Origin of the sequence: uncultured Pseudokineococcus sp., from assembly GCF_947495735.1 — a bacterium.
GTDB lineage: Bacteria > Actinomycetota > Actinomycetes > Actinomycetales > Quadrisphaeraceae > Pseudokineococcus.
On sequence record NZ_CANMAA010000001.1, the window covers coordinates 51888 to 71586 of the forward strand.

17 protein-coding genes are annotated in these 19699 nt (G+C 78.9%); 13 read left to right on the forward strand and 4 right to left on the reverse strand.

Annotation, left to right across the window (positions count from 1 at the left end; translation table 11 throughout):
* Positions 1-21: 21 nt before the first annotated feature.
* The 6 genes from Q0848_RS00175 to Q0848_RS00200 all read left to right on the forward strand — a co-directional run bounded on the left by Q0848_RS00175 (position 22) and on the right by Q0848_RS00200 (position 8796).
* Positions 22-1776 carry an ABC transporter ATP-binding protein gene (locus Q0848_RS00175; RefSeq protein WP_299033078.1) on the forward strand — a complete coding sequence of 585 codons (1755 nt, stop codon included), beginning with the start codon at positions 22-24 and terminating at the stop codon, positions 1774-1776.
* Positions 1777-2079: 303 nt separating this feature from the next.
* The gene (locus Q0848_RS00180; protein WP_299033081.1) at positions 2080-2877 is read left to right on the forward strand and encodes a MazG family protein; all 798 of its coding nucleotides are present in this window, start codon (positions 2080-2082) and stop codon (positions 2875-2877) included.
* Between the two features lie 118 nt (positions 2878-2995).
* Positions 2996-4504, forward strand: coding sequence for a glycosyltransferase family 4 protein (locus tag Q0848_RS00185; RefSeq protein WP_299033084.1), 1509 nt, complete (start codon positions 2996-2998; stop codon positions 4502-4504).
* Positions 4501-6024, forward strand: coding sequence for an O-antigen ligase family protein (locus Q0848_RS00190; RefSeq protein WP_299033087.1), 1524 nt, complete (start codon positions 4501-4503; stop codon positions 6022-6024). The genes Q0848_RS00185 and Q0848_RS00190 overlap by 4 nt, the downstream gene beginning before the upstream one ends.
* Complete coding sequence (locus Q0848_RS00195) at positions 6021-7751, forward strand: oligosaccharide flippase family protein (protein ID WP_299033090.1); 1731 nt, start codon at positions 6021-6023, stop codon at positions 7749-7751. Before Q0848_RS00190 ends, Q0848_RS00195 begins: the two co-directional genes overlap by 4 nt.
* On the forward strand, positions 7738-8796 hold the full coding sequence (locus tag Q0848_RS00200) for a hypothetical protein (protein ID WP_299033093.1): 1059 nt from the start codon (positions 7738-7740) through the stop codon (positions 8794-8796). Before Q0848_RS00195 ends, Q0848_RS00200 begins: the two co-directional genes overlap by 14 nt.
* Before the next feature lie 73 nt (positions 8797-8869).
* On the opposite strand, the gene Q0848_RS00205 is transcribed toward Q0848_RS00200, so the two are convergent.
* The 3 genes from Q0848_RS00205 to Q0848_RS00215 all read right to left on the reverse strand — a co-directional run bounded on the left by Q0848_RS00205 (position 8870) and on the right by Q0848_RS00215 (position 12326).
* On the reverse strand, positions 8870-9703 hold the full coding sequence (locus Q0848_RS00205; RefSeq protein WP_299033096.1) for a sulfotransferase: 834 nt from the start codon (positions 9701-9703) through the stop codon (positions 8870-8872).
* Positions 9704-9840: 137 nt separating this feature from the next.
* The gene (locus tag Q0848_RS00210) at positions 9841-11325 is read right to left on the reverse strand and encodes a hypothetical protein (RefSeq protein ID WP_299033099.1); all 1485 of its coding nucleotides are present in this window, start codon (positions 11323-11325) and stop codon (positions 9841-9843) included.
* 41 nt (positions 11326-11366) lie between these two features.
* Positions 11367-12326, reverse strand: coding sequence for a hypothetical protein (locus Q0848_RS00215; protein ID WP_299033102.1), 960 nt, complete (start codon positions 12324-12326; stop codon positions 11367-11369).
* Between the two features lie 271 nt (positions 12327-12597).
* On the opposite strand from Q0848_RS00215, the gene Q0848_RS00220 reads away from it, so the two are divergent.
* Genes Q0848_RS00220 through Q0848_RS00230 form a run of 3 tightly spaced genes read left to right on the forward strand, consistent with a single transcriptional unit; the run spans position 12598 to position 15939 of the window.
* Positions 12598-13878 carry a glycosyltransferase gene (locus Q0848_RS00220; RefSeq protein WP_299033105.1) on the forward strand — a complete coding sequence of 427 codons (1281 nt, stop codon included), beginning with the start codon at positions 12598-12600 and terminating at the stop codon, positions 13876-13878.
* Positions 13871-14971, forward strand: a complete 1101-nt coding sequence (locus Q0848_RS00225; RefSeq protein ID WP_299033108.1) for a hypothetical protein — start codon at positions 13871-13873, stop codon at positions 14969-14971. The genes Q0848_RS00220 and Q0848_RS00225 overlap by 8 nt, the downstream gene beginning before the upstream one ends.
* Positions 14968-15939, forward strand: a complete 972-nt coding sequence (locus Q0848_RS00230) for a sulfotransferase (RefSeq protein WP_299033109.1) — start codon at positions 14968-14970, stop codon at positions 15937-15939. The genes Q0848_RS00225 and Q0848_RS00230 overlap by 4 nt, the downstream gene beginning before the upstream one ends.
* 159 nt (positions 15940-16098) lie before the next feature.
* On the opposite strand, the gene Q0848_RS00235 is transcribed toward Q0848_RS00230, so the two are convergent.
* Positions 16099-16359 carry a hypothetical protein gene (locus Q0848_RS00235; RefSeq protein ID WP_299033112.1) on the reverse strand — a complete coding sequence of 87 codons (261 nt, stop codon included), beginning with the start codon at positions 16357-16359 and terminating at the stop codon, positions 16099-16101.
* A 94-nt stretch (positions 16360-16453) separates the two neighbouring features.
* Between Q0848_RS00235 and Q0848_RS00240 the strand changes: the two genes are divergently transcribed.
* The 4 genes from Q0848_RS00240 to Q0848_RS00255 all read left to right on the forward strand — a co-directional run bounded on the left by Q0848_RS00240 (position 16454) and on the right by Q0848_RS00255 (position 19606).
* Complete coding sequence (locus Q0848_RS00240) at positions 16454-16942, forward strand: hypothetical protein (protein WP_299033114.1); 489 nt, start codon at positions 16454-16456, stop codon at positions 16940-16942.
* Positions 16943-17038: 96 nt separating this feature from the next.
* Complete coding sequence (gene eno / locus Q0848_RS00245; protein ID WP_299033116.1) at positions 17039-18319, forward strand: phosphopyruvate hydratase; 1281 nt, start codon at positions 17039-17041, stop codon at positions 18317-18319.
* Between the two features lie 82 nt (positions 18320-18401).
* Complete coding sequence (locus tag Q0848_RS00250; protein WP_299033118.1) at positions 18402-19058, forward strand: septum formation initiator family protein; 657 nt, start codon at positions 18402-18404, stop codon at positions 19056-19058.
* Positions 19055-19606: a DUF501 domain-containing protein gene (locus Q0848_RS00255; RefSeq protein WP_299033120.1), complete on the forward strand. Its 552-nt coding sequence runs from the start codon at positions 19055-19057 to the stop codon at positions 19604-19606. The genes Q0848_RS00250 and Q0848_RS00255 overlap by 4 nt, the downstream gene beginning before the upstream one ends.
* Positions 19607-19699 lie beyond the last annotated feature (93 nt).

The following is a 19699-nucleotide window of genomic DNA, read 5'->3' on the forward strand; positions in this document are numbered from 1 at the left end:
CTTCGTAGGTAGAGGACTCGAATGGACGCACCGACCATCACTGCTGGTGACGAACGCCCGCCCCAGGCCCCCAGCGTGTGGACGACCGCTCGCCGGATGCACCGCCTGTTCGGCCGGCAGCGCGGTCGGTGGGTGCTGCTGTCCGTGATCGTCGCGGCGACGAGCGCAGCCGAGGCCGGCGCCGCGGCGCTCGTCTTCGCCCTGGTCAGCATGCTGTCGACCGGCGGCGTCTCGCTGCCCGTCGTGGGGCTCCTGTCCGTCGAGGGCGGTGACCTCGGCGTCTTCGCCGCCGTCGTGATCAGCGTCTTCCTGCTGCGGGCGGGGCTCGTCGTGCTGCACGACACGGTGCTCTACCGGCTCTGCTACGGCGCCGGGGCGCGCCTGGAGGAGCAGCTGCTGCTGGGCTACCTGAGCCTCCCGCCCCGGGAGGTCCGGCGCCGCGGCCACGCCGTGCTCGTCCGCAACGTCCACGACACCGTGGTCACCGTCGTCGAGGAGAGCCTCGTCCCGTCGGTCCTCGCCGTCGGCGGCGTGCTGCGCACCGTGGCCGTCGTCGCCGTGATGGCCGCCGTCTCGCCCCTGGCCACGCTGCTCGCGGGCGCCGTGTTCGCGCCCGCGCTCTGGCTCGTGGCGCGCGCGGTGCGCCGCCCGGTGCGCCGGATGGGGCAGGAGGTCGACACCGCGCTCGCGGAGAGCCTGCGGGTGGCGGGGGAGGGCCTCGCCCTGTCCGGCGAGGTGGTGGGCGCCGGCCGCGCCCAGGCCTTCAGCCAGCGCTTCGGCGCGGTGCGGCGCCGCATCGCGCGCGCCGGCGGCGGCGAGGAGGTCCTCAAGGCCGTCCCCCGGCTCGTGGCCGAGACGATGCTCGTCCTGTTCGTCGTCGCCTACGTGGCCGTCGCCACCGTGCGGGGGGACGCCGGGGAGGCGCTGTCGACGCTGGGGCTCTTCGCCTACGCGGCCCTGCGGGTGCTGCCCTCGCTGATCGGGCTCGTCGGGCTCGTGCACTCGATCGCCTACTCCTCGCCCGCGGTCGAGATCGTGCTCGCCGACGCCCACCTGCTCCGCAGCAGCCCGCCGGTGGTGCCGGCGACGCAGCCGCCGTCGGAGGTCGTGCTCGACGACGTCGCCGTGGTCCTGCCCGAGACGGGGCGCACCGTGCTCTCCGGGGTGGACCTCGTGCTGCGGCGCGGCGACGTCGTGGCCGTCGTCGGCCCGAACGGCGCCGGGAAGTCCACGCTCCTGGACCTGCTGGCGGGGATGCTGCTGCCCTCGGCCGGCGAGGTCCGCGCGGACGGCCGCCGCCTGGAGGACTGGGGGACCGGCTGGTCGGCGCAGGTCGCCGTCGTCCCCCAGCACGTGCACCTGCTCGACGCCGACGTCGCGGCCAACGTCGCCCTCGACCCCTCCGGCGCCTCCTCGCAGGACCCCCGGGTGGCCGAGGTGGTGGAGCAGGTCGGGCTGCGCCACGTCGTCGAGCGCCTGGGCGGGCGCGCGGTGGGGGAGGACGGCCGTGCGCTCTCCGGCGGGGAGCGCCAGAAGGTCGCCGTCGCGCGCGCCCTCGTCCGGCGGGCCGGCGTGCTGCTCGTGGACGAGGGCACCTCCGCCCTCGACGCCGCGTCGCGCGCCTCGGTGGCCGACCTCGTCGCCGCGGGGGCGCCGGATCGCCTCACCGTCGTGGTCACCCACGACCCCGCGCTCGCGGAGGTCTGCACGCGGGTCGTGCGCGTCGAGGCCGGACGGGTGGTCGAGGAGACGGCCGCCGGCGCGCGAGCCGGCTGAACGGGCCCTCGACGGGGCGGCGCCTCTCGTGATGGACCGTCCCGTCGACCCTCACCGCGAGGACGGGGGTTGTGCGGCACTCTGCCGACGAGGTGCCCGGGGGAGCGGGGGCTGAGCGGCACTCTGCCGACGAAGTGCCGAGGAGAGGGAGGGCTCAGCGGCACTGTGGCGACGAAGTGCCGGGGTGGGCTAGGGCTGAGCGGCGCTGAGCCGACGGGGTGCGGAGGGGCGGGCGCGCCGCCGGCTCCTACGATGGTGACCGCCCGACCGCCGGGCGCCCCTCGCCCCTGGAGGCCCGCCCCCGTGGACGTCGACCCGCCGCGCGACCCCGGGGCCGGCCTGCTCGAGCTCGTGGCGGTGATGGACCGGCTGCGCTCGCCGGGCGGCTGCCCGTGGGACGCGGAGCAGACGCACGCCTCGCTCGCGCCCTACGCGCTGGAGGAGGCCTTCGAGGTCGTCGAGGCGATCGAGGACGGCACGGCAGCAGACGTGCGCGAGGAGCTCGGGGACCTCCTGCTCCAGGTCGTCTTCCACGCCCGGGTCGCCCAGGAGGCGCCCGAGGGCGAGCGCTTCGACGTCGACGACGTGGCCGCCGGCGTCATCGCCAAGCTGGTCTCCCGCCACCCCCACGTCTTCGGGCCCTCGTCGCCGAGAGCCGCCGCGGTGACGGCCGCGGACGTCGAGGCCGGGTGGGAGGAGCGCAAACGCCTCGAGAAGGGGCGCGCCAGCGCCCTGGACGGCGTCCCGGTGGCGCTGCCGGCGCTGGCCCGCGCGGCGAAGGTCCTGGGGCGCGCGCGCCGCGCCGGCCTGGACGCCTCCGCCCTGCTGGAGCCCGACGCCGACGCCGACGCCGACGCCGACGTTGGCGCGGGCGCGGGCGGTCCCGCGACGACGACCTCCGGGCCGGACCCGGCGCGGGAGCTGGGGGAGCGGCTGCTGGCCGTGGTCGCCGACGGGGCCCGCACGGCGCCCGGGGTCGACCCCGAGGGGGCGCTGCGGTCCGCGGTCCGGCACCTGGAGCAGCGGGCACGGGCGGCCGAGGCGCAGGGCCGCTCGTCCTCGGACGGCGCACCCCCCTCCGGACCCCTCGGGCAGGACTGATCAGCTCCTGCGCGAGCACCGGTCGAGGGGTTGGCCCGCCGCCCGGGGTGTCGTAGGTTCACGTCGACCGCACGGGGACGATTCGGGCGTGTGCGCTCGGCGACCAGGGAGGCCCGCTGTGCCACACGTCCCGGAGGGCGGCTCGACGGCGCCCGACCACGCCGTCCCGCTGCTGCGCGGCCAGCGGGCGTCCCGCCCGCTGCACGTGGCGATGGTGGGGCAGAAGGGGCTCCCCGCCACCTACGGGGGCGTCGAGCACCACGTCGAGGAGGTCGGCCGCCGGCTCGTCGAGCGCGGCCACCGGGTCACCGTCTACTGCCGCGAGGGCTACGGCGGGCTCTGCGACGACCGCACGACCCACCTCGGCATGGAGCTCGTCACCACCCCGGCCATCCGCTCGAAGCACCTGGACGCCATCACGCACAGCGCCACCTCGACGGCGAGCGCGCTGCGGGCCGGGGTCGACGTGGTGCACCTGCACGCCCTCGGGCCCGGGCTGCTCAGCCCCCTGGTGCGCCTGTCGCGGGGCGCCCGGGTCGTGCAGACGGTGCACGGACTCGACCACGAGCGCGCCAAGTGGGGTGGCCTGGCGCAGCGCGTGCTCGGGCTGGGGCACGAGATCTCCGGACGCGTCCCCGACGAGCTCGTCGTCGTCTCCCGCGCCCTGCAGGAGCACTACGCCCGGCGCTTCGGGCGCCGCGCGGTGCTGATCCCGAACGGCGCGCCCCCCGCCGCGGACGTCGGCAGCGGCGCCCCGCCCGAGGTGCCGACCGGTGACGGGCCGGAGCGCTGCGGGGCGGTGGGGGAGCTGGTGCACGAGCTGCTCGGGCCCCAGCCGCCGCGCTACCTGCTCTTCGTGGGGCGGCTGGTGCCCGAGAAGCGCCCCGACCTGCTCCTGCGCGCCTTCCGCGCCGTGCCGGGCGACGTCCGGCTCGTCGTGGTGGGCGACTCCTCCTTCTCCGACGAGTACACCGCCTCGCTGGTGCGCCAGGCCGCGGAGGACCCCCGCGTGGTGATGACGGGCTACCAGTACGGCGACGTCCTGCAGGCGCTGCACGCCCGCGCCCTCGCCTTCGTGCAGCCGTCGGCGCTGGAGGGCATGCCCCTGACGGTGCTCGAGGCCCTCTCGGCGGGTGCTCGCGTGGTGGCCAGCGACATCGCCCCGCACGTCGAGCTCCTCGGTCGCGCGCCCTCCCGGCACGCGCTCGTGCCGGTCGACGACGAGGCGGCGCTGGCGGCCGCGATGCGACGGGTGCTCGCCCAGGAGGGCCGCGAGGGCGACGGCGGGGCGGCCACCGACCCGGTGCGCGCGCGGGTGCTGCGCGAGCACTGCTGGGAGCGGTCCACGGACCTCCTCGAGCAGGTCTACCTCGACGTCGTCGCGCGCCGGTCGGGCGCGGTCCGGCGTCCTCCCGCCGCCGGTGCGCCGAGCCCGGCCCGCCGAGACCCGCGCGCGCGGCGCCGGGGCGGCTCGCCGTCCCCGGCCCTGCGCCCCGCGGCGCCGGCCGCGCTGCCGCCCAGCGGTGGACGCCCGACGCCCAGCCGCCCCGAGCCGTCCCGCCCGACCCCGGTGCGCGCCGCGCCCGCGCGCCCCGCCGCGGGCCGCACCCCCGCCGCGCGTCCGTGAGCGCCCCCGCGAGCCCGTCGACGAGCACTCCCGGCAGCACGTCCGAGGGCGCCCCGGTGGCCGGCGCCGGGAGGTCCCGGGCGGGCTGCGCCCGCCGCGCGGCCGCCGGAGCGGCGGCGGTGGCCCTCCTGGCGGCCGCGGCGGCGGCCAGCGGCCTCGCGGTCGCCGAGGGCGACCGGGTGGGGGCCGTGCTGCCGGTGGCCGTCTGCGGCGCCGTCGTCCTGGCGGCCCTGGCGCTCACCCGCGTCTTCGCCGTGGTGCTCGTGCTTCTGGCCGCGCGCACGGGCGTGGACCTGGTCCGGCTGTCCGACGGAGGGGGCGCGGCCCGCGCGCTCGACCCCTCCGTGCTCCTGTCGGTGCTCCTGCTCGGGATGAGCGCGGTGTGGTTCATCGCCCAGCGCCCGGGCGGGCGGCTGCGCGGCTCGCCGCTGCGCACCGCGCTGCTCGCGCTGGTCGCCGCGGCCGCGCTGAGCCTGCTCGGCGCCGAGCAGCCGGCGCGCGGCGCCGCCGAGCTGCTGCGCCTGTCCTCGGCCGTGGCCATGCTCGTCCTGCTCGAGCAGCTCGTGACCACGCGGCGCCGCCTGGTAGCCGTCCTCGGCGCCGTCGCCGCGGGCGCCGTGGTGCCGCTGCTGGTCGGCGTCGGGCAGGTCCTCGGCGTCCTCGACGGGGCGGGCAGCGGGGGGGACGGGCCCGCTGGGCTGGCCGGTCGCCTGACCGGGCCCTTCAACCACCCGACGACCTACGCCCGCTACCTCCTCGTCGCCGGCCTGACCGGGCTGGCGCTGCTGCCCGCCGTCCGCCGCCGCGCCGCACGGGCGGCCCTCGCCGGCGCCCTGGTCCTCGGGGCGGCCCTGATGCTGGCCACCCTCACCCGCGGCGCCCTGGTCGCCGGTCTCCTCGGCGCCCTGGTCCTGGTCGTGGTGCAGCGCCGCCCCGTCCTGCTGCTCGGCCTGGTGGCGGTCGCCACCGCGGGGGCCGTGGCCGTGCCGGGCCTGGTGGAGCGCTTCGCGGCGGCGCGGACCTCGAGCACCGACAGCCTGCGGTGGCGGCTGGACTACTGGACCGAGCTGCTGCCGCTGGCGCGGGAGAGGCCGCTCACCGGCATCGGCTTCGACGGCGTCCGCGGGCTCACCGAGGCGGCCAAGCTGCCCCACAACGACGTGCTGCGGATGCTCGTGGAGACGGGCGTCCTCGGCCTGCTCGCCTACCTCGCCGTCCTCCTGGCGCTCGTCGGCACCGGGCTGCGCGCCGTCCACCGGGCCCGCGCGGGGACCCTCGAGCACGCGGCGGCCAGCGCCGCGACGGCGGTCGCGGTCGCGGTCGTGGTGGCCAGCTCGGCCGCCAACCTGATCACCGGCGTGGTCGTGCTCTGGTACGTGATGGCGCTGGCGGCCTGCGCCGTCGCCGTCGGCCGCGGCCCGCTGCCGGAGGACGCCCCAGAAGACGCCCCGGAGGACGCCGCGGCGGCCGGCGACGCCCCTGGCGCGCGCCCGGTCCCGCGCGCCGTCGCCCTGCGGTGAGCGCCCCGCCGCCCGCGGCCCGAGCCGTCCAGGACGGGGCCCCCGCGCAGGCCCGCGCCGTCGCGCGGGCCGGCCGCGGCGGGGTCCTCGCCGTCCTCGGGGCGCTGTGCTCCCAGGCCTCGCTGCTGCTGGTCGTCCTGCTCCTCGCCCGGCAGGGCGCGCTGGAGGTCGGCCGCTACACGACGGCCGTGGCGACCCTGTCGCTCCTCGTGCTCGTGGCCCTCGGCGGCTTCCGCGCCGCGCTGACGCGCTTCGCGGCCGTCCACCTCGCCGACGGCGACGGCGCGCGCCTGCGCGGGGTCCTCGCGCTCGGGCTGGGCACGAGCGCCGCCGCCTCCGCGCTCGCCGCGCTGGCCCTGCTCGCGGGGGCCCCCGCGCTGGCCGGGGCGCTCGGGGACCCGGCACTGGTGCCGCTGCTGCGCCTGGTGGCGCTCGCCCTGCCCGGGGCGGTCCTGGCCGAGGCGCTGCTGGCCGCGAGCCAGGGCTGGCGCACGCAGCGGGTGCACGCCCTCGTCGGCCGCGTGCTGGAGCCGCTGCTGCGCCTGGCCCTCACCGGGGTCGCCCTCGCGGTCGGGGCGGGCACCACGGGCGCCGTCGGGGCCCTCGTCGTCTCCTCGTGGACGGCGGCCCTCGTCGCCGCCGTCGTCCTGCGCCGCTGGACGCGCCGCGCCGCGCCGGTCCGCGACGGCGAGCCGGCGCGGCGCGTGGTGGAGGTCCGCCGCGTGCTGTCGTTCTCGGCTGTCAGCTGGGTGGCCTCGATGGCGGCGAGCGGCCTGGTGTGGGCCGACGTCCTGCTGCTCGGCGCCCTCGTCGACCAGGAGGCGGTGGGCGCCTACGGCGTGGCGACCCGGCTGGCGGCGCTCGTGGTGCTCGCCGGCCCGCCCGTGGTGGGGGCCGCGACGCCGCACCTGGCGCACCTGCTGCACGTCGGCGACCTGGCGCAGGCCGCGCGCGTCTACGCCAGCGCGACCCGGTGGACGCTCGTGCTCGCGCTGCCGGCCGCGGTCGTCGTCGCCCGCCACCCGGCCGAGCTGCTCGGGGTCTTCGGCACGGCGTTCCCGGCGGCCGCCGCCGTGACGCTGGTCCTGCTGGTCGGCCACCTCGTCGGCGCTGCGGCCGGCCCGTGCACCGCGCTGCTGACGATGGCGGGGCGCGTGCACCTGTCGATGGCGGTCAACGTCGCCGTCCTCGTCGGGGACGTGGTCCTGGTCCTGCTCCTCGTGCCACGGCTCGGGGCCGTGGGCGCGGCGCTCGCGTGGGCCGCGGCCCTGGTGGTCGGCAACGTCGCCAAGCTGCTGCTCGCCCGCTCGGTGGTGGGCGTGCGCGCCCCGGCGGAGGGCCTCGGGCGCCTGGCGCTCGCCACGGCCGCCGCGGCGGCGACGGCGGCTCTCGCGGGGCTGGCCGTCGGCTCGTGGGTCGGGGTCGTGCTGCTCACCGCGCCGGCGGTGCTCGTCGTCTTCGCGGGGACGCTCCTCCTCCTGGGGCTGCCGCCGGACGACCGGGAGCTGGCGGACGCCGCGCTGGCGCGCCTGCGGCGCGGCAGCCGCCGTGCGAGGAGATCACCGGAGCAGCCGCCCGCGGCCACCGCGATGAGGCACGCTGCGCCCAGCGCCCGGACGACCGGCACGACGACCGGCACGACGGCGCCCAGCGCGACGCCGAGGACGAGAGCGAGCGAGCCCCCGGCCCGCCGCCAGGAGGAGGAGCAGGTCCGTGGAGATCGCTGAGTGGCTGCGGGCGCGGCGGTCGCGCCTGCTCGTGCTCGTGCTGGTGCCCGCGCTCGCGGCGACCGGTGCCAGTGCCGCGGCGCTGGTGCAGGACCCGGCGGCCCGGGCCACGGCGGTGGTGGAGATCCCCTCGCTGGTGGGCAGCGAGGGCTCGCCCTACACCGGCGGCACCGGCGTCGACCAGTACGCCGAGGCCCTGGTCTCGGCGGCCACCGGTCCGGCCGCCCGGCGCGCGGCGGCGGAGGCGGCGGGGCTCGACCCCGCGCGCGTCCGCGAGGGCCTGGAGGTCGGGCGGGAGGCCGGGTCGTCCCGGGTGGAGCTCGTCTACACGGCCGCCCCCGGTGAGGAGGGGACCGCCTCCGTCGTCGTCGAGGCCGTCGCCGACCGCGCGCGGTCGACGCTGTTCGGGGAGCCCGTCGAGATCGCCGAGGCGGCCGTGCAGTCCGCGCAGGACGCCTACGACGACGCCAGCAGCGGGATGAGCGCCGTCAGCACCGAGGCCGGTTACGCCGACGCGCGCTCGGCGTACTCCGCCCAGCTCTCGTTCGTCAACAGCCTGCGGACGCAGGTCGCCGCCGCGGAGGGGCGCGAGAACGCCGACGACGGCCCCCTGCGCGAGGCCGCCGAGGAGGCTGAGGCGGGGCTCGAGCGGTTCCGGCCGGTCCTGGCCCGGCTGGACGACCTCGAGGGGGAGCGCGACGCGGCCGAGGACCGGCTCGAGCGGGCGCAGGAGCGCCTGGACGACGCCCGCGCCCAGCTGGCCGCCGCCGACCCGGCGCGCACCACCACGACCACCACCGGCACGACCGCTCGCAGCGCGCGGGAGGTCGTCGTCGACGTGGCGCTGCCCGCCGCGGCCGTGGGGCTCGTCCTGGCCCTGCTCCTCGTCCTCCTGCTCGAGGTCGCCCGCGAGCGCCGGACGGCGCGGCGCCGGACCGGTCGAGGTGCGGCGGGCAGCGGCGCGGTGGACGGCGGCGCCGCGCACGAGGTCGGCTCCGCCGAGGTGGAGGAGCGGACCCCCGCGGGGGAGCGGGTCGGGCGCTGAGGCTCGACCGACGCGGCCCCGGCCGGGCCCTCGGGGGAGCGGGCCGGCCCGGGACCGGCTGGCGGGGACCCGCTCAGACGGACGGGTCGGGCGGCGCGGCCGCCCCCGCCAGCGCCCGGAGCTCGGGCGCCCACGGGCCGCGGGCGCCCAGGTCGTCGAGGCGGTACCCCCACCGAGCGGCCTCGGCCGCCCACCGGTCCTCGACGCGGCGGCGCTGGCGGTGCCCCGGGCGCCACCAGGAGGCCAGGTCCTCCCACCGGCGCTCGTAGCGGGTGCTGCGCGCGGCCGAGAGGCTGCCGGCGGGCACGGGGCCGTCCAGGCCGAGGAAGGCCTGCAGCCGGGCGAGCACCGGGGCCGGGTCACGCACGAGGTCCTCGTAGTGCAGGACGTGCACCCGGCGCAGGGAGGGCAGGTCGGCCAGCAGCGCGCGGTGGGCCAGCACCCAGTGCTCCACGAGGGCGGGCAGGCTCTCGTGGCGCCGCGGGTCGCGCGAGATCGCGCTGCGCCACTTCTTCGTCGACAGGGCCACCACGACCGGGTGGCGCACCACGACCACGAGCGCCGAGCCCGGCAGCACGTGCTGGAGGAAGCGGCCCATGACCATGTCCGGCGGCGACTTCTCCAGCAGCACGGGGCGCGTGGTGTCCCAGTGCGGCGCCCACGACGCCAGGAGCCGCGCGCCGGCGTCGGGGGTGGCGAGCGGGGAGCGCTCGGTCAGGTGCGCCGCGCCCGAGCGGGCGAAGCGCCCGCTGCCGCCGTGGACCTTCGCGCGCGGGTAGACGTCCTGCAGGTGCTGCCCCTCGTCGTGGGGCACCCCCGTGCCGGCGAACCCGCTGACCTGCGGGTGCGCCGCGAGCGCCCGCGCCAGCGGCGTCGTCCCGCTGCGGTGCAGGCCGCCCACGAGCACGACCCGGCTCGGGTCGAGGTCTGCGTGGGGGTCGCCGGGCGCCGCTGCTCCTGGGCCTGCTCCCGGACCTGCTGCGCCCGAGGCTGCTCCACCGACCGCGTCGCCCGGGGCCTCGTGGCCCGGACCCGGCCCGCCCCTCACCGGAGCGCCCGCGCGAGGTCGGCGATCGCGCCGTCCGTCTCGACGACGACCGGCTCGTCGCCGACCTCGCCGCCGGGCACGTCGACGTCGGCCAGGTCGAGCTCGGCGGGGGCGCCCTGGGACCACAGGACGGCGGTGGTGCGCCCGCCGGTCTCCAGGCCGACGCCGCGCACGTCGCCGGCGACGAAGGGCACGGCGCGCGCGCCCGCCCGGGCGGCGCGAGCCAGGGTGGCGTAGCCCTCGGCGGAGGCCCGTGGCTCGCCGTCGGGATCCAGGAGGCCCCACCGGGGCTCGTCGGCGTTGCGGCCGCCCGGGTCCACGGCCAGCGGGAGCCACACCACCAGGGAGGAGCCCTCGGCGAGCACGGACGCCGTCGAGCGCAGCAGCTCGCCGTCCCGCTCGGCGTCGGACACGTCCCCCGCCTCGCCCCCGCGGGAGAAGTCGCCCAGCTCCCACACCTCCAGCGGGACCTCGGCGGGCGTCGTCGCGCGCAGGTAGTCGAACAGCGGGGCCACCTGGCTGGAGGGCTCGTAGAAGTGCACCTGTCGGGCGTCCACGACCCCGTCGGCGGCGAGGTCCGCGGCGACGTCCAGCTGCGCCAGCGCACGCTGCGAGAGCTCGTCGCCGAGCACCTCCTCCAGCGCGGCGACGTCGTCCACGCGCGGCAGGACCTCCCCGCGCGTCCCGATGCGCCTCTCGTAGTAGGCGTTCCACGCCGCGACGGCCTCCTCCTTCGCCCCCGAGCGCAGCAGGCGGTCGGCGACGCCGCGGCCGTGCCCCACGCTGCTGATGCCGGAGTCGAGCACCCGCGCCTCCGGGTCCGCAGCGCGGACGGCGGCGGCCGCCGTCCGCGCGAGCTCGTCGTACTCCGCGGCCGTGCCCGCCCAGAAGGTGGGCGCGTCGACCTCGTTCTCCACCGCCCACGTCCGGACGCCGAGCACCGCCCCCCGGCCGACGAGGTCGGTGACGAAGTCCGTGTACGCCTCGACGTCCTGCGGCGGTGCCGACTCCGTCTTGCCGGCGCCGCGCCGGTGCTCGACCGACCCCGCCGTCGCCCAGCACCGCCCGACGCGGATCTTGACCATGACGTCGACGTCGGCCGCCCGCGCCCGGCCCAGGACGCGCTCGAGCCGGGTGAAGCTGCGGCGCCCCTCGACGGGCTCGACGTCGCACCAGACGACCTCGACGAAGCTGGGACCGCCTGCGGTCTCCTCCGCCCAGCTCTGGTACTGCTGCACGCGGTTCCACGCCCACTTGGCACCGAGGCCGGCCAGAGGCGGGCCCGGGCGCCCCACGGCGGAGGCGCCCGCCTCCTCGGCGAGGGCCGCCCAGGCGTCCTGCCCGTCGCCACCCCCTCGTGGCGCGCCCGCGGTCGTCCCCGGCGCCGCGGCGGTCCCGGTGGGGTCGAGGGCGGTCTGCGAGGGGGCGCCGGCCCGGGGCGCGGGATCCCCGGTGCAGGCGGTCAGCAGGAGCAGGGCCACGGCTGCGGCGGTCGCGCCCCGCGCCCGGCGCCCGGCGGCCGTCACGGCCTGCCCGCCAGCTGGTCCCGCCGGTCCCGCAGGTCCTCCAGCTGCCGGTGGACCTCCTGCGCCACCGCCAGCGCCGCCGGGTCGACGTCGAGCGCCGGCGGGTGCGTCGCGCGGGGCTCGACGTGCTCCCACAGGGCGGGACGCGGCTCCACGCCCACGTGCCGGCACAGCCGCGCCACCTCGGCCGCGGGGTCGGCGACGACGGCGTCGTAGGACACGAGCGCGACGTCGTCGCGGCGGTCGAGGCCGAGGTCGAGGACCAGCCGGTTGCGCACGGCCCAGAGGAGGACGGCGGCGCTCGCCGGCGTCATGGCGGCGAGGTCGAAGGAGCGCACCAGCTCGACCGACGCCGCCGGGAGCCTCTCGCCCTGCCAGACCTCCTCGCCGCGGCCGTCCGCGACCGCCCGCAGCGCGAGCAGGTTGGACGCCCCGAACTTGGCGACCTCCGAGCGGGCCCGGGCCAGGGGCTCGCGGTAGACCCACACCGCGCGCCCGCCGGGCAGGCGCGGGCAGTCCAGGAGGCGGTCGACGTGCTGGGAGTCGCACAGCGGCTTGAGCAGGACGACGCGGTGTCGGCTGCTCCGCACGGCCGCCACCAGCGGCTCCTCGCCCGAGAGCCGGTAGCGGCGCATGACGCGGCGGTCGCCCTCCCCGAGCACCTGGACCTCGGGGGCGGCGTCCACCCCGCGCAGCAGCATGTTCGTGCCCGAGCGCTGGAGGCCGACGACGTAGACGGGCCGAGCCGCACCGCGCGGGCCGCCGGACGCCGCGCGCCAGCGCGCCTTCCGCCAGGCGGTCGCGGCGCGCTCGCGGGGGTCCAGACGGTCCTCCTCGACGAGGCGGCCCAGCCCCTCGGTGCGCGCCCAGCGCACGTGGCGGGCGACCTTGCGGGTCGCGTGGCGCACGGCGCCGGGGACGCCGTCGCGGGCGTCGGGGTGCGGTGCCCGGGCCATCGTCCTCCCTCGCCGGTCGGCGGGGCCTGCGCCCGCCCGCGGCATCGTGGCACGGCTCCGGCCGCGCCCGGGGCCTCCTGGCGCAGGTGCTCGCGGCACGTCCGGGGCGCCTGGTCCGGGGAGCCGGCGAGGACGCCGCTCCACCACGCTCCGGCGGCCCCGCCGGGCGCCCCGGCGCGGGAGGGGCGGCGCGAGAGCGCCGGTGTGGTGGGGTGGGCGGCGGTCGCGCAGAGCGGGACCGACCGGGAGAGCCCAGGAGGTGTCCGCGCCCGTGCGCGTCCTGCACGTCAACAAGTTCCTGCACCGCCGCGGGGGCGCCGAGTCGCACGTCCTGGACCTCGCGGCCGCGCAGCGCCGGGCCGGGCACGACGTCGAGCTCTGGGGCACGGCCTCGCCGGAGGACCCGCCGGGGATGGCGCTCGCCGACGTGATGGCGCCGCACGTCGAGCTGGAGCCCCCTCCTCCGGGCGCGGCGGCGCGGGTGCGCGCCGCGGCGGGCACCGTGTGGTCGGTGCGGGCCGAGCGGGCGATGGGCGCTGCGCTGCAGCGGTTCTCGCCGGACGTCGTGCACTGCCACAACATCTACCACCAGCTGTCGCCGTCGGTCCTGCGCCCGGTGCGGCGCGCGGGCGTCCGCTGCGTCATGACGCTGCACGACTACAAGCTGGTCTGCCCCAGCTACCAGATGCTCGCCGGCGGGAGCCCCTGCCAGGGGTGCGTGCGCCCCGGCGTCGCCGGTCCGCTGCAGGCGCTGCGGCACCGGTGCAAGGGCGGATCGCTCGGCGCGAGCGCGGTCGTGGCGCTCGAGAGCGCGCTGCACCGGGCGCTGGGCGCGTACGACCCCGTGCACGCCTTCGTCAGCCCCAGCCGCTTCCTCGCGGACGTGCTCTCGCGCGCCGGCGTGGGCCGCGGCCGCGTCCACGTGGTGCGCAACCCGGCGCCCGTCGTGCCCCCGGACCGCCTCGTGGTGCCCGGCCGGCGGCGGGACGTCGTGGTGGCGTGCCGGCTCAGCCCCGAGAAGGGGGTCGACGTGCTGCTGCGGGCGCTGGCCGGCGTCCCCGCCGCGCACCGGCTGCACGTGGCGGGGGACGGGCCCGCGCGCGCCGAGCTGGAGTCCCTGGCGGCCCGCGTGGCGCCCGGCCGGGTCGTCTTCCACGGCCGGCTGCCCGGCGAGCACGTGCAGGCGCTGGTCGCCGGCGCCGTGGCCGCCGTCGTCCCGTCGCGCTGGTACGAGAACGCGCCGCTGAGCGTCACCGAGGCGCTCGCCGCCGGCGTGCCCGCCGTCGTCACCGACCTCGGGGGCGCCCCCGAGCTGGTGCGCGACGGCGTCGACGGGCTCGTCGTCGCGCCGGAGCGGCCCGAGGCGCTGGCCGGTGCGCTCTCGCGGCTGCTCGCCGACCCGCTCGCGGCGGGCCGCATGGGCGCGCTGGGGCGCGAGCGGGTGCTCGTCGAGCACGACCCGGCGCGCCACGTCCGCCTCCTGGACGCCGTGTACGCGGGCACCGCGCGCCCCGAGCCGGTGCTCGCCACGGCGGGGGGCCGTCGTGGCTGACGCGCGCGCGGGCTCGTCCGGCGCCCCCGCGGCGGGCGACGTGGTCGTGCTCCTCGTGGCGGGCAGCGGGCGCAGCGGCAGCACCCTCCTGGCCTCCGCGCTGGGGCAGCTGCCCGGGGCGTTCTGCGCGGGCGAGCTGCGCTTCCTGTGGCAGCGCGGCGTCGTGGAGGACCACCGGTGCGGCTGCGGGGACCCGTTCTCCCGGTGCCCGGTCTGGACGGCCGTGCTCGCCGACGTCCGGCGCGCGCACCCCGAGCTCGACCCGGCGGGCCTGGCGGAGCGCCTGCGGCGGCGGATGCGCGCGCGCCGCCTGCCCCGGCTGCTGGCGCGCCGAGCCCTCGGCCTGCCGCCGGTGCCGCCGTCGCCGGACGACGCCGTCCTGGCCGAGCTCTACGCGGCGATCGCCCGCACCACCGGGTGCCGGGTGGTCGTCGACCCCTCGAAGCTGCCCCTGTACGGCCTGCTGCTGCAGCAGCTCCCGGGGGTGGACCTGCGCGTGGTGCACCTGGTGCGCGACCCCCGCGCGACGGCGTGGTCCTGGCGCCGGCGCAAGCCCACGGGGGACCGGGCGGGCGCCGGTGCGCTGATGCCCCGTCCGGGGCTCGTGCGCAGCTCGGTGCTGTGGGTGCTGTGGAACGTGGTGGCGGCGCTCGCCTGGCCCCCCGCGCCGGGCGCGCCCGCGGGCGCGACCCCGCTCCCGCGCCCCCCGGGGCGCGCGTCGTCCACGCGGCGGCCGGCGGTGCGCGTGCGCTACGAGGACCTCGTCGCCGACCCCGCCGGTGCCCTGCGCGCGGCGGCCGGCGTCGCCGGCCTGCCCGCCGAGCACCTGCCGCTGCGCGGCGGCGGGGGCGCGCCGGTCGAGGCGGTCCTCGCGCCCACCCACACCGTGGCGGGCAACCCCGACCGCCACCGGTCGGGGCCGGTGGTGCTCCGCGAGGACGACGAGTGGCGCCGGGCGATGCCGCGCCGGGCGCGCGCGCTCGTCGGGGCGCTGACGGCGCCGGGGCGCCTCGTGCTGCGCACCCGCGGCGACCGCACCGCGCCCGCAGCCGCCGTGCGGTCGGCGGCGGCGGCGGACGGGGCGGCCTCGTGAGCGGGCCCGCGCCGACCACCCCGCCGTCGGCCGCCGCCCTGCCGGGCGCCCCGCGCCTGGCCGTCGTCACGGGGACCGGTCGCAGCGGCACGACGCTGGTGACCGAGGTCGTGGCCCGCCACCCCGCCACCGGCTTCGTCTCCGGGGTAGACGACAAGCTGTGGCGCCTGGGCTCGCGCGGGCGGTGGAACAGCCGGCTGTACCGGGCCGGCGCACCGCGGCCGTCGTCGATGCGCGCGCTGTCCGAGGCGACGGCGCTGCTGGAGCGCGGCCGCATGGGCGTGCGGCCGTCGGAGGCCTACGCCCTCTTCGACCGGCACGTCATGCCCGGCTTCTCCGCGCCGTGCCGCGACCTGCTCGCCGAGGACCTCACCCCGCACGTGCGCCGCCGGCTCGTCGCCTTCGTCGAGGAGCGCCGTCGGGCCCAGGGCGCCGAGGTCCTCCTCCAGCACCTCACCGGCTGGCCGCGCACGGGTCTGCTGCGCGAGGCGCTGCCCGAGCTGCGCACCGTCAACGTCGTGCGCGACGGCCGCGCCGTGGCGAGCTCGTGGCTGCAGATGGGCTGGTGGGACGGCCGGCGCGGGCCGGACCGGTGGATCTACGGGCCGCTGCCGCCGGAGCTGCACGAGGCGTGGGACCGATCAGGGCGAGACTTCGCCGTCCTGGCGGCCCTCGGCTGGCGGATGCTCCTGGACGCCGCCGAGCGCGCCCGCGCGCTGACGCCGCCGGGCCAGTGGCTCGACGTCCGCTACGAGGACCTGCTGGCCGACCCCCGCGCCGTCGTGGGGGAGGTCCTTCACTTCCTCGGCCTGCCGTGGACGCCGGCCTTCGAGGCGGGTCTGCAGCGCCACCGCCTCGAGGGCGGCCGCCGCGAGGCCTTCCGCGACGAGCTGACCGCGGCCCAGCTGGCCGCCGTGGAGCAGGTCCTCGCCGAGCCGCTGGCGCGCTGGGGCTACGCGGTCGGCTGAGCCCGCAGCGCCCGCGGGGCGGACCTCGTGCGCCTCCGCCTGGCGAATTTCGGAGGGCGGACTTCGTGCGCCTTCTCCGCCTGCTGGGGCTCACGGGGCGGACTTCGTGCGCTTCGTCCGTCGAGCCGCGGACGTGCGCCCCCACGACGGGCGAGCCGGTCACCAGGCGCGTGACCACCCGGTGGCGGCCAGCAGGCGCGGGGTGTCGCCGTCGAGCGTCCCGGCGAGCAGCTCGCGGGCGCGGGGCAGGGGGTCCGGCCCGGCCGTCGGCGGCCGTCGGGTGCGGCGCGCGGGGGCGAGCAGCGGCGCGGGGTCGAGGCAGAGGAAGTCCAGCAGGGTGGCGGGCCCGCGCCCTCCGCGCCGGCTCCGCGGCCGGGCTCCGGGCGCCCCCGCGGCGGTGCGGTCCGGCGTCCGCAGCACGCGGCGGAGTCCAGGAGCGCGGCCGTCCGAGGCGCGGAGACGCCGAGGCCGCCACCGGGGTGCGCCGCGGGCCGCGGGCTGCCAGCGTCGACCCGTGCCGGTGCCGCCCCCGTCGACGTCCCGCAGGCCTCCCAGCCGACCGGGCGGGCCCGGGGCCCGCACCCGCGCCTGGTGGCTGCTCCGGGCCTACCTCAACCTCGTCCCGAGCGCCGCGGCGCTCGCCTGGGGCGTCGCGCACGGCGGGCGGGTGGTCGTCGGGCGCGACCTCGTGGTCGAGTGCGGCGGGATGCGCGGCGGCTACGCCCGGGGCGGGACGACGGTGGGCAGCGTGTGGCTGCACGGCGACCTCGGCGGGGAGCGCCGCCGTCGCCACGAGGCCCGCCACGCCGACCAGTGGGCCCTGCTGGGGCCGGTCCTCATGCCGCTCCTCTACGGCCTGGAGGCCGCGCTCACGGGAGGGGACCCGCGGCGCAGCCGGTTCGAGCGGGGCGCCGGGCTGGCCGACGGGGGCTACGAGCCGCCGTCCGCGCACGCTGGTCCCACGCCGCGCGAGGTCCGCGTGGGCCGGGCCCGGCGCCGATAGGGTCGCCGTGATGGGCGGCCCCGGTCGCCCCGGCCCCCGAAGACGTCTGTCCGGAGGGGCCAGCCCGCCCGACCCCCGAGCCCCAAGGAGACCGTCGTGGCCAGCATCGAGGCCGTCGGAGCCCGCGAGATCCTCGACTCACGAGGCAACCCCACCGTGGAGGTGGAGGTCGCCCTCGACGACGGCGTCCTCGCCCGCGCCGCCGTCCCCTCGGGGGCGTCCACCGGCGCCTTCGAGGCCACCGAGCGCCGTGACGGCGACGACGCCCGCTACCTCGGCAAGGGCGTCCAGGGCGCCGTCGACGCCGTCCTCGACACCATCGGCCCCGAGCTCGTCGGCCTCGACGCGTCCGAGCAGCGCCTCGTCGACGCCGCGATGCTCGAGCTCGACGGAACGCCGAACAAGTCCTCCCTCGGCGCCAACGCCGTCCTGGGCGTCTCCCTCGCGGTGGCCCGCGCGGCCGCCGAGTCGGCCTCGCTGCCGCTGTTCCGCTACGTCGGCGGCCCCAACGCGCACGTGCTGCCCGTGCCGATGATGAACATCGTCAACGGCGGCGCCCACGCCGACTCGGGCGTCGACGTCCAGGAGTTCATGATCGCGCCGATCGGCGCGCCGACGTTCCGCGAGGCGCTGCGCTGGGGCGCGGAGGTCTACCACTCGCTGAAGTCGGTGCTGAAGGCCCGCGGGCTGGCCACCGGCCTCGGGGACGAGGGCGGCTTCGCCCCCGACCTGCCGAGCAACCGCGAGGCGCTCGACCTCATCGCCACCGCCGTCGAGAAGGCCGGGCTGTCGCTGGGCTCGGACATCGCGTTCGCGCTCGACGTCGCGGCCACCGAGTTCCACTCCGGCGGCGTCTACCGCTTCGAGGGCCAGGAGCGCACCGCCGAGCAGATGTCGGCCTACTACGCCGAGCTGGTCGACGCCTACCCGCTCGTGAGCATCGAGGACCCGCTGGACGAGGACGACTGGGAGGGCTGGGCGTCGCTGACCTCCCAGCTCGGCCAGCGCGTGCAGATCGTCGGCGACGACCTGTTCGTCACCAACCCCGAGCGCCTGCAGCGCGGCATCGACGGCGGCGCGGCCAACGCGCTGCTGGTCAAGGTGAACCAGATCGGGACGCTCACCGAGACCCTCGACGCCGTGGCCCTGGCCCACCGCAGCGGCTACCGGGCGATGATGAGCCACCGCTCGGGCGAGACCGAGGACACGACGATCGCCGACCTCGCCGTCGCCACCGACTGCGGGCAGATCAAGACGGGCGCCCCCGCGCGCTCGGAGCGCGTCGCGAAGTACAACCAGCTCCTGCGCATCGAGGAGGAGCTCGACGAGGCCGCGCGCTACGCCGGCCGCGGCGCCTTCCCGCGGTGGAAGGGCTGACACCTGCTCTCGGGGACGCAGGTCGCGCGCAGCGCGGCCTGCGTCCCGGTCAGCGGTGCCAGGGCGAGGAGCGGGGAGCAGCATGACGGCAGGACGGCGCCCGGTGGCGCCCCGGGCGGGCCGCGCGAGCGGTGCTCAGGAGGTCGGCGCGGGGAGCGGCCGCGAGCGCCACGTCGACGAGGAGCTCCCGCGCGTCGCCGGTGACGGCCCGCGGACCGGCTCCGCGCGCGCGGGCTCGACGTCGGCCCCCCGGCGCGGCGCCGGTGCCCCTGCGTCGCCGCCCGCCGGTGCCTCGCCCCGGCGCACGTCCCGCGGCGCCGCGGCGTCCCTCCCGGCTCCGCGGGGTCTCACCCGGCGCGCCGCCGCGCTCGCCGTCCTGCTCCTCGTGGTCGCCGCCGCGCTGGCCCCCTACCTGCACGCGAGCATCAGCCAGCGGGCCGAGATCGCCTCCGCGCGCGCGGAGCTGAGCGCGACCCGGGACGACGTCGAGGACCTCGAGCTCCAGCTGTCGCGCTGGGAGGACCCGGCGTTCGTCGAGCGGGAGGCCCGCGACCGGCTGGCCCTGGTGATGCCGGGCGACGAGCTCTACCGCGTCGTCGGCGTCTCCCCGAGCCAGCAGGCGGCCCTCGACCCGCGCGCCGCGGCGGCGGACGAGGTGCGCGGCGTCCAGCAGCGCCCGTGGTTCGGGGTGCTGTGGGACTCGGTGGGCTCGGCGGGGCTGGAGGCGTCCGGCCGATGAGCGAGAGAACCGACGCGTCGGTCGCCGAGGGCGCCGGGCTGGCTCCCGAGGACGAGGCCGCCGTCACGGCCCAGCTGGGGCGGACGCCGCGGGGCGCCGTCCGCGTCGCCCACCGCTGCCCCTGCGGGCAGCCGGACGTCGTGCAGACCGTGCCGCGCCTGCCCGACGGCACGCCCTTCCCCACGACCTTCTACCTGACCTGCCCGCGGGCGGCCTCGGCCATCGGGACGCTCGAGTCCGACGGCGTCATGCGGGAGATGACCGCGCGCCTCGGAGAGGACCCCGAGCTGGCGGCCGGGCACGCGCGCGCCCACGAGGACTACCTGCGCCGCCGGGCCGAGCTCGGCGACGTCGCGGAGATCGAGGGCGTGTCCGCCGGCGGCATGCCCACCCGCGTGAAGTGCCTGCACGTGCTCGTCGCCCATGCGCTGGCCGCCGGACCGGGCACCACGCCGCTCGGCGACGAGGCGCTGTCGATGCTCGAGCCGTGGGGGGAGCGCGGCCCCTGCGCGCAGGCCGCGACCGCTCCTGAGCCCGGCCCCTCCTGAGGTCGGGCGTCGGCGTCACGGCTCCACCGTGTTGGTGCCGGTGCCGGTGCCGGTGCCGGTGCCGGTGCCGTGCCGGTGCCGGTGCCGCCGCGT

Coding starts and splice junctions, on each gene's coding strand:
- Q0848_RS00175 (WP_299033078.1), top strand. CDS start 22: ATGGACGCACCGACCATCACTGCTGGTGACGAACGCCCGCCCCAGGCC.
- Q0848_RS00255 (WP_299033120.1), top strand. CDS start 19,055: ATGAGCGAGAGAACCGACGCGTCGGTCGCCGAGGGCGCCGGGCTGGCT.
- Q0848_RS00250 (WP_299033118.1), top strand. CDS start 18,402: ATGACGGCAGGACGGCGCCCGGTGGCGCCCCGGGCGGGCCGCGCGAGC.
- Q0848_RS00215 (WP_299033102.1), bottom strand. CDS start 12,326: ATGGCCCGGGCACCGCACCCCGACGCCCGCGACGGCGTCCCCGGCGCC.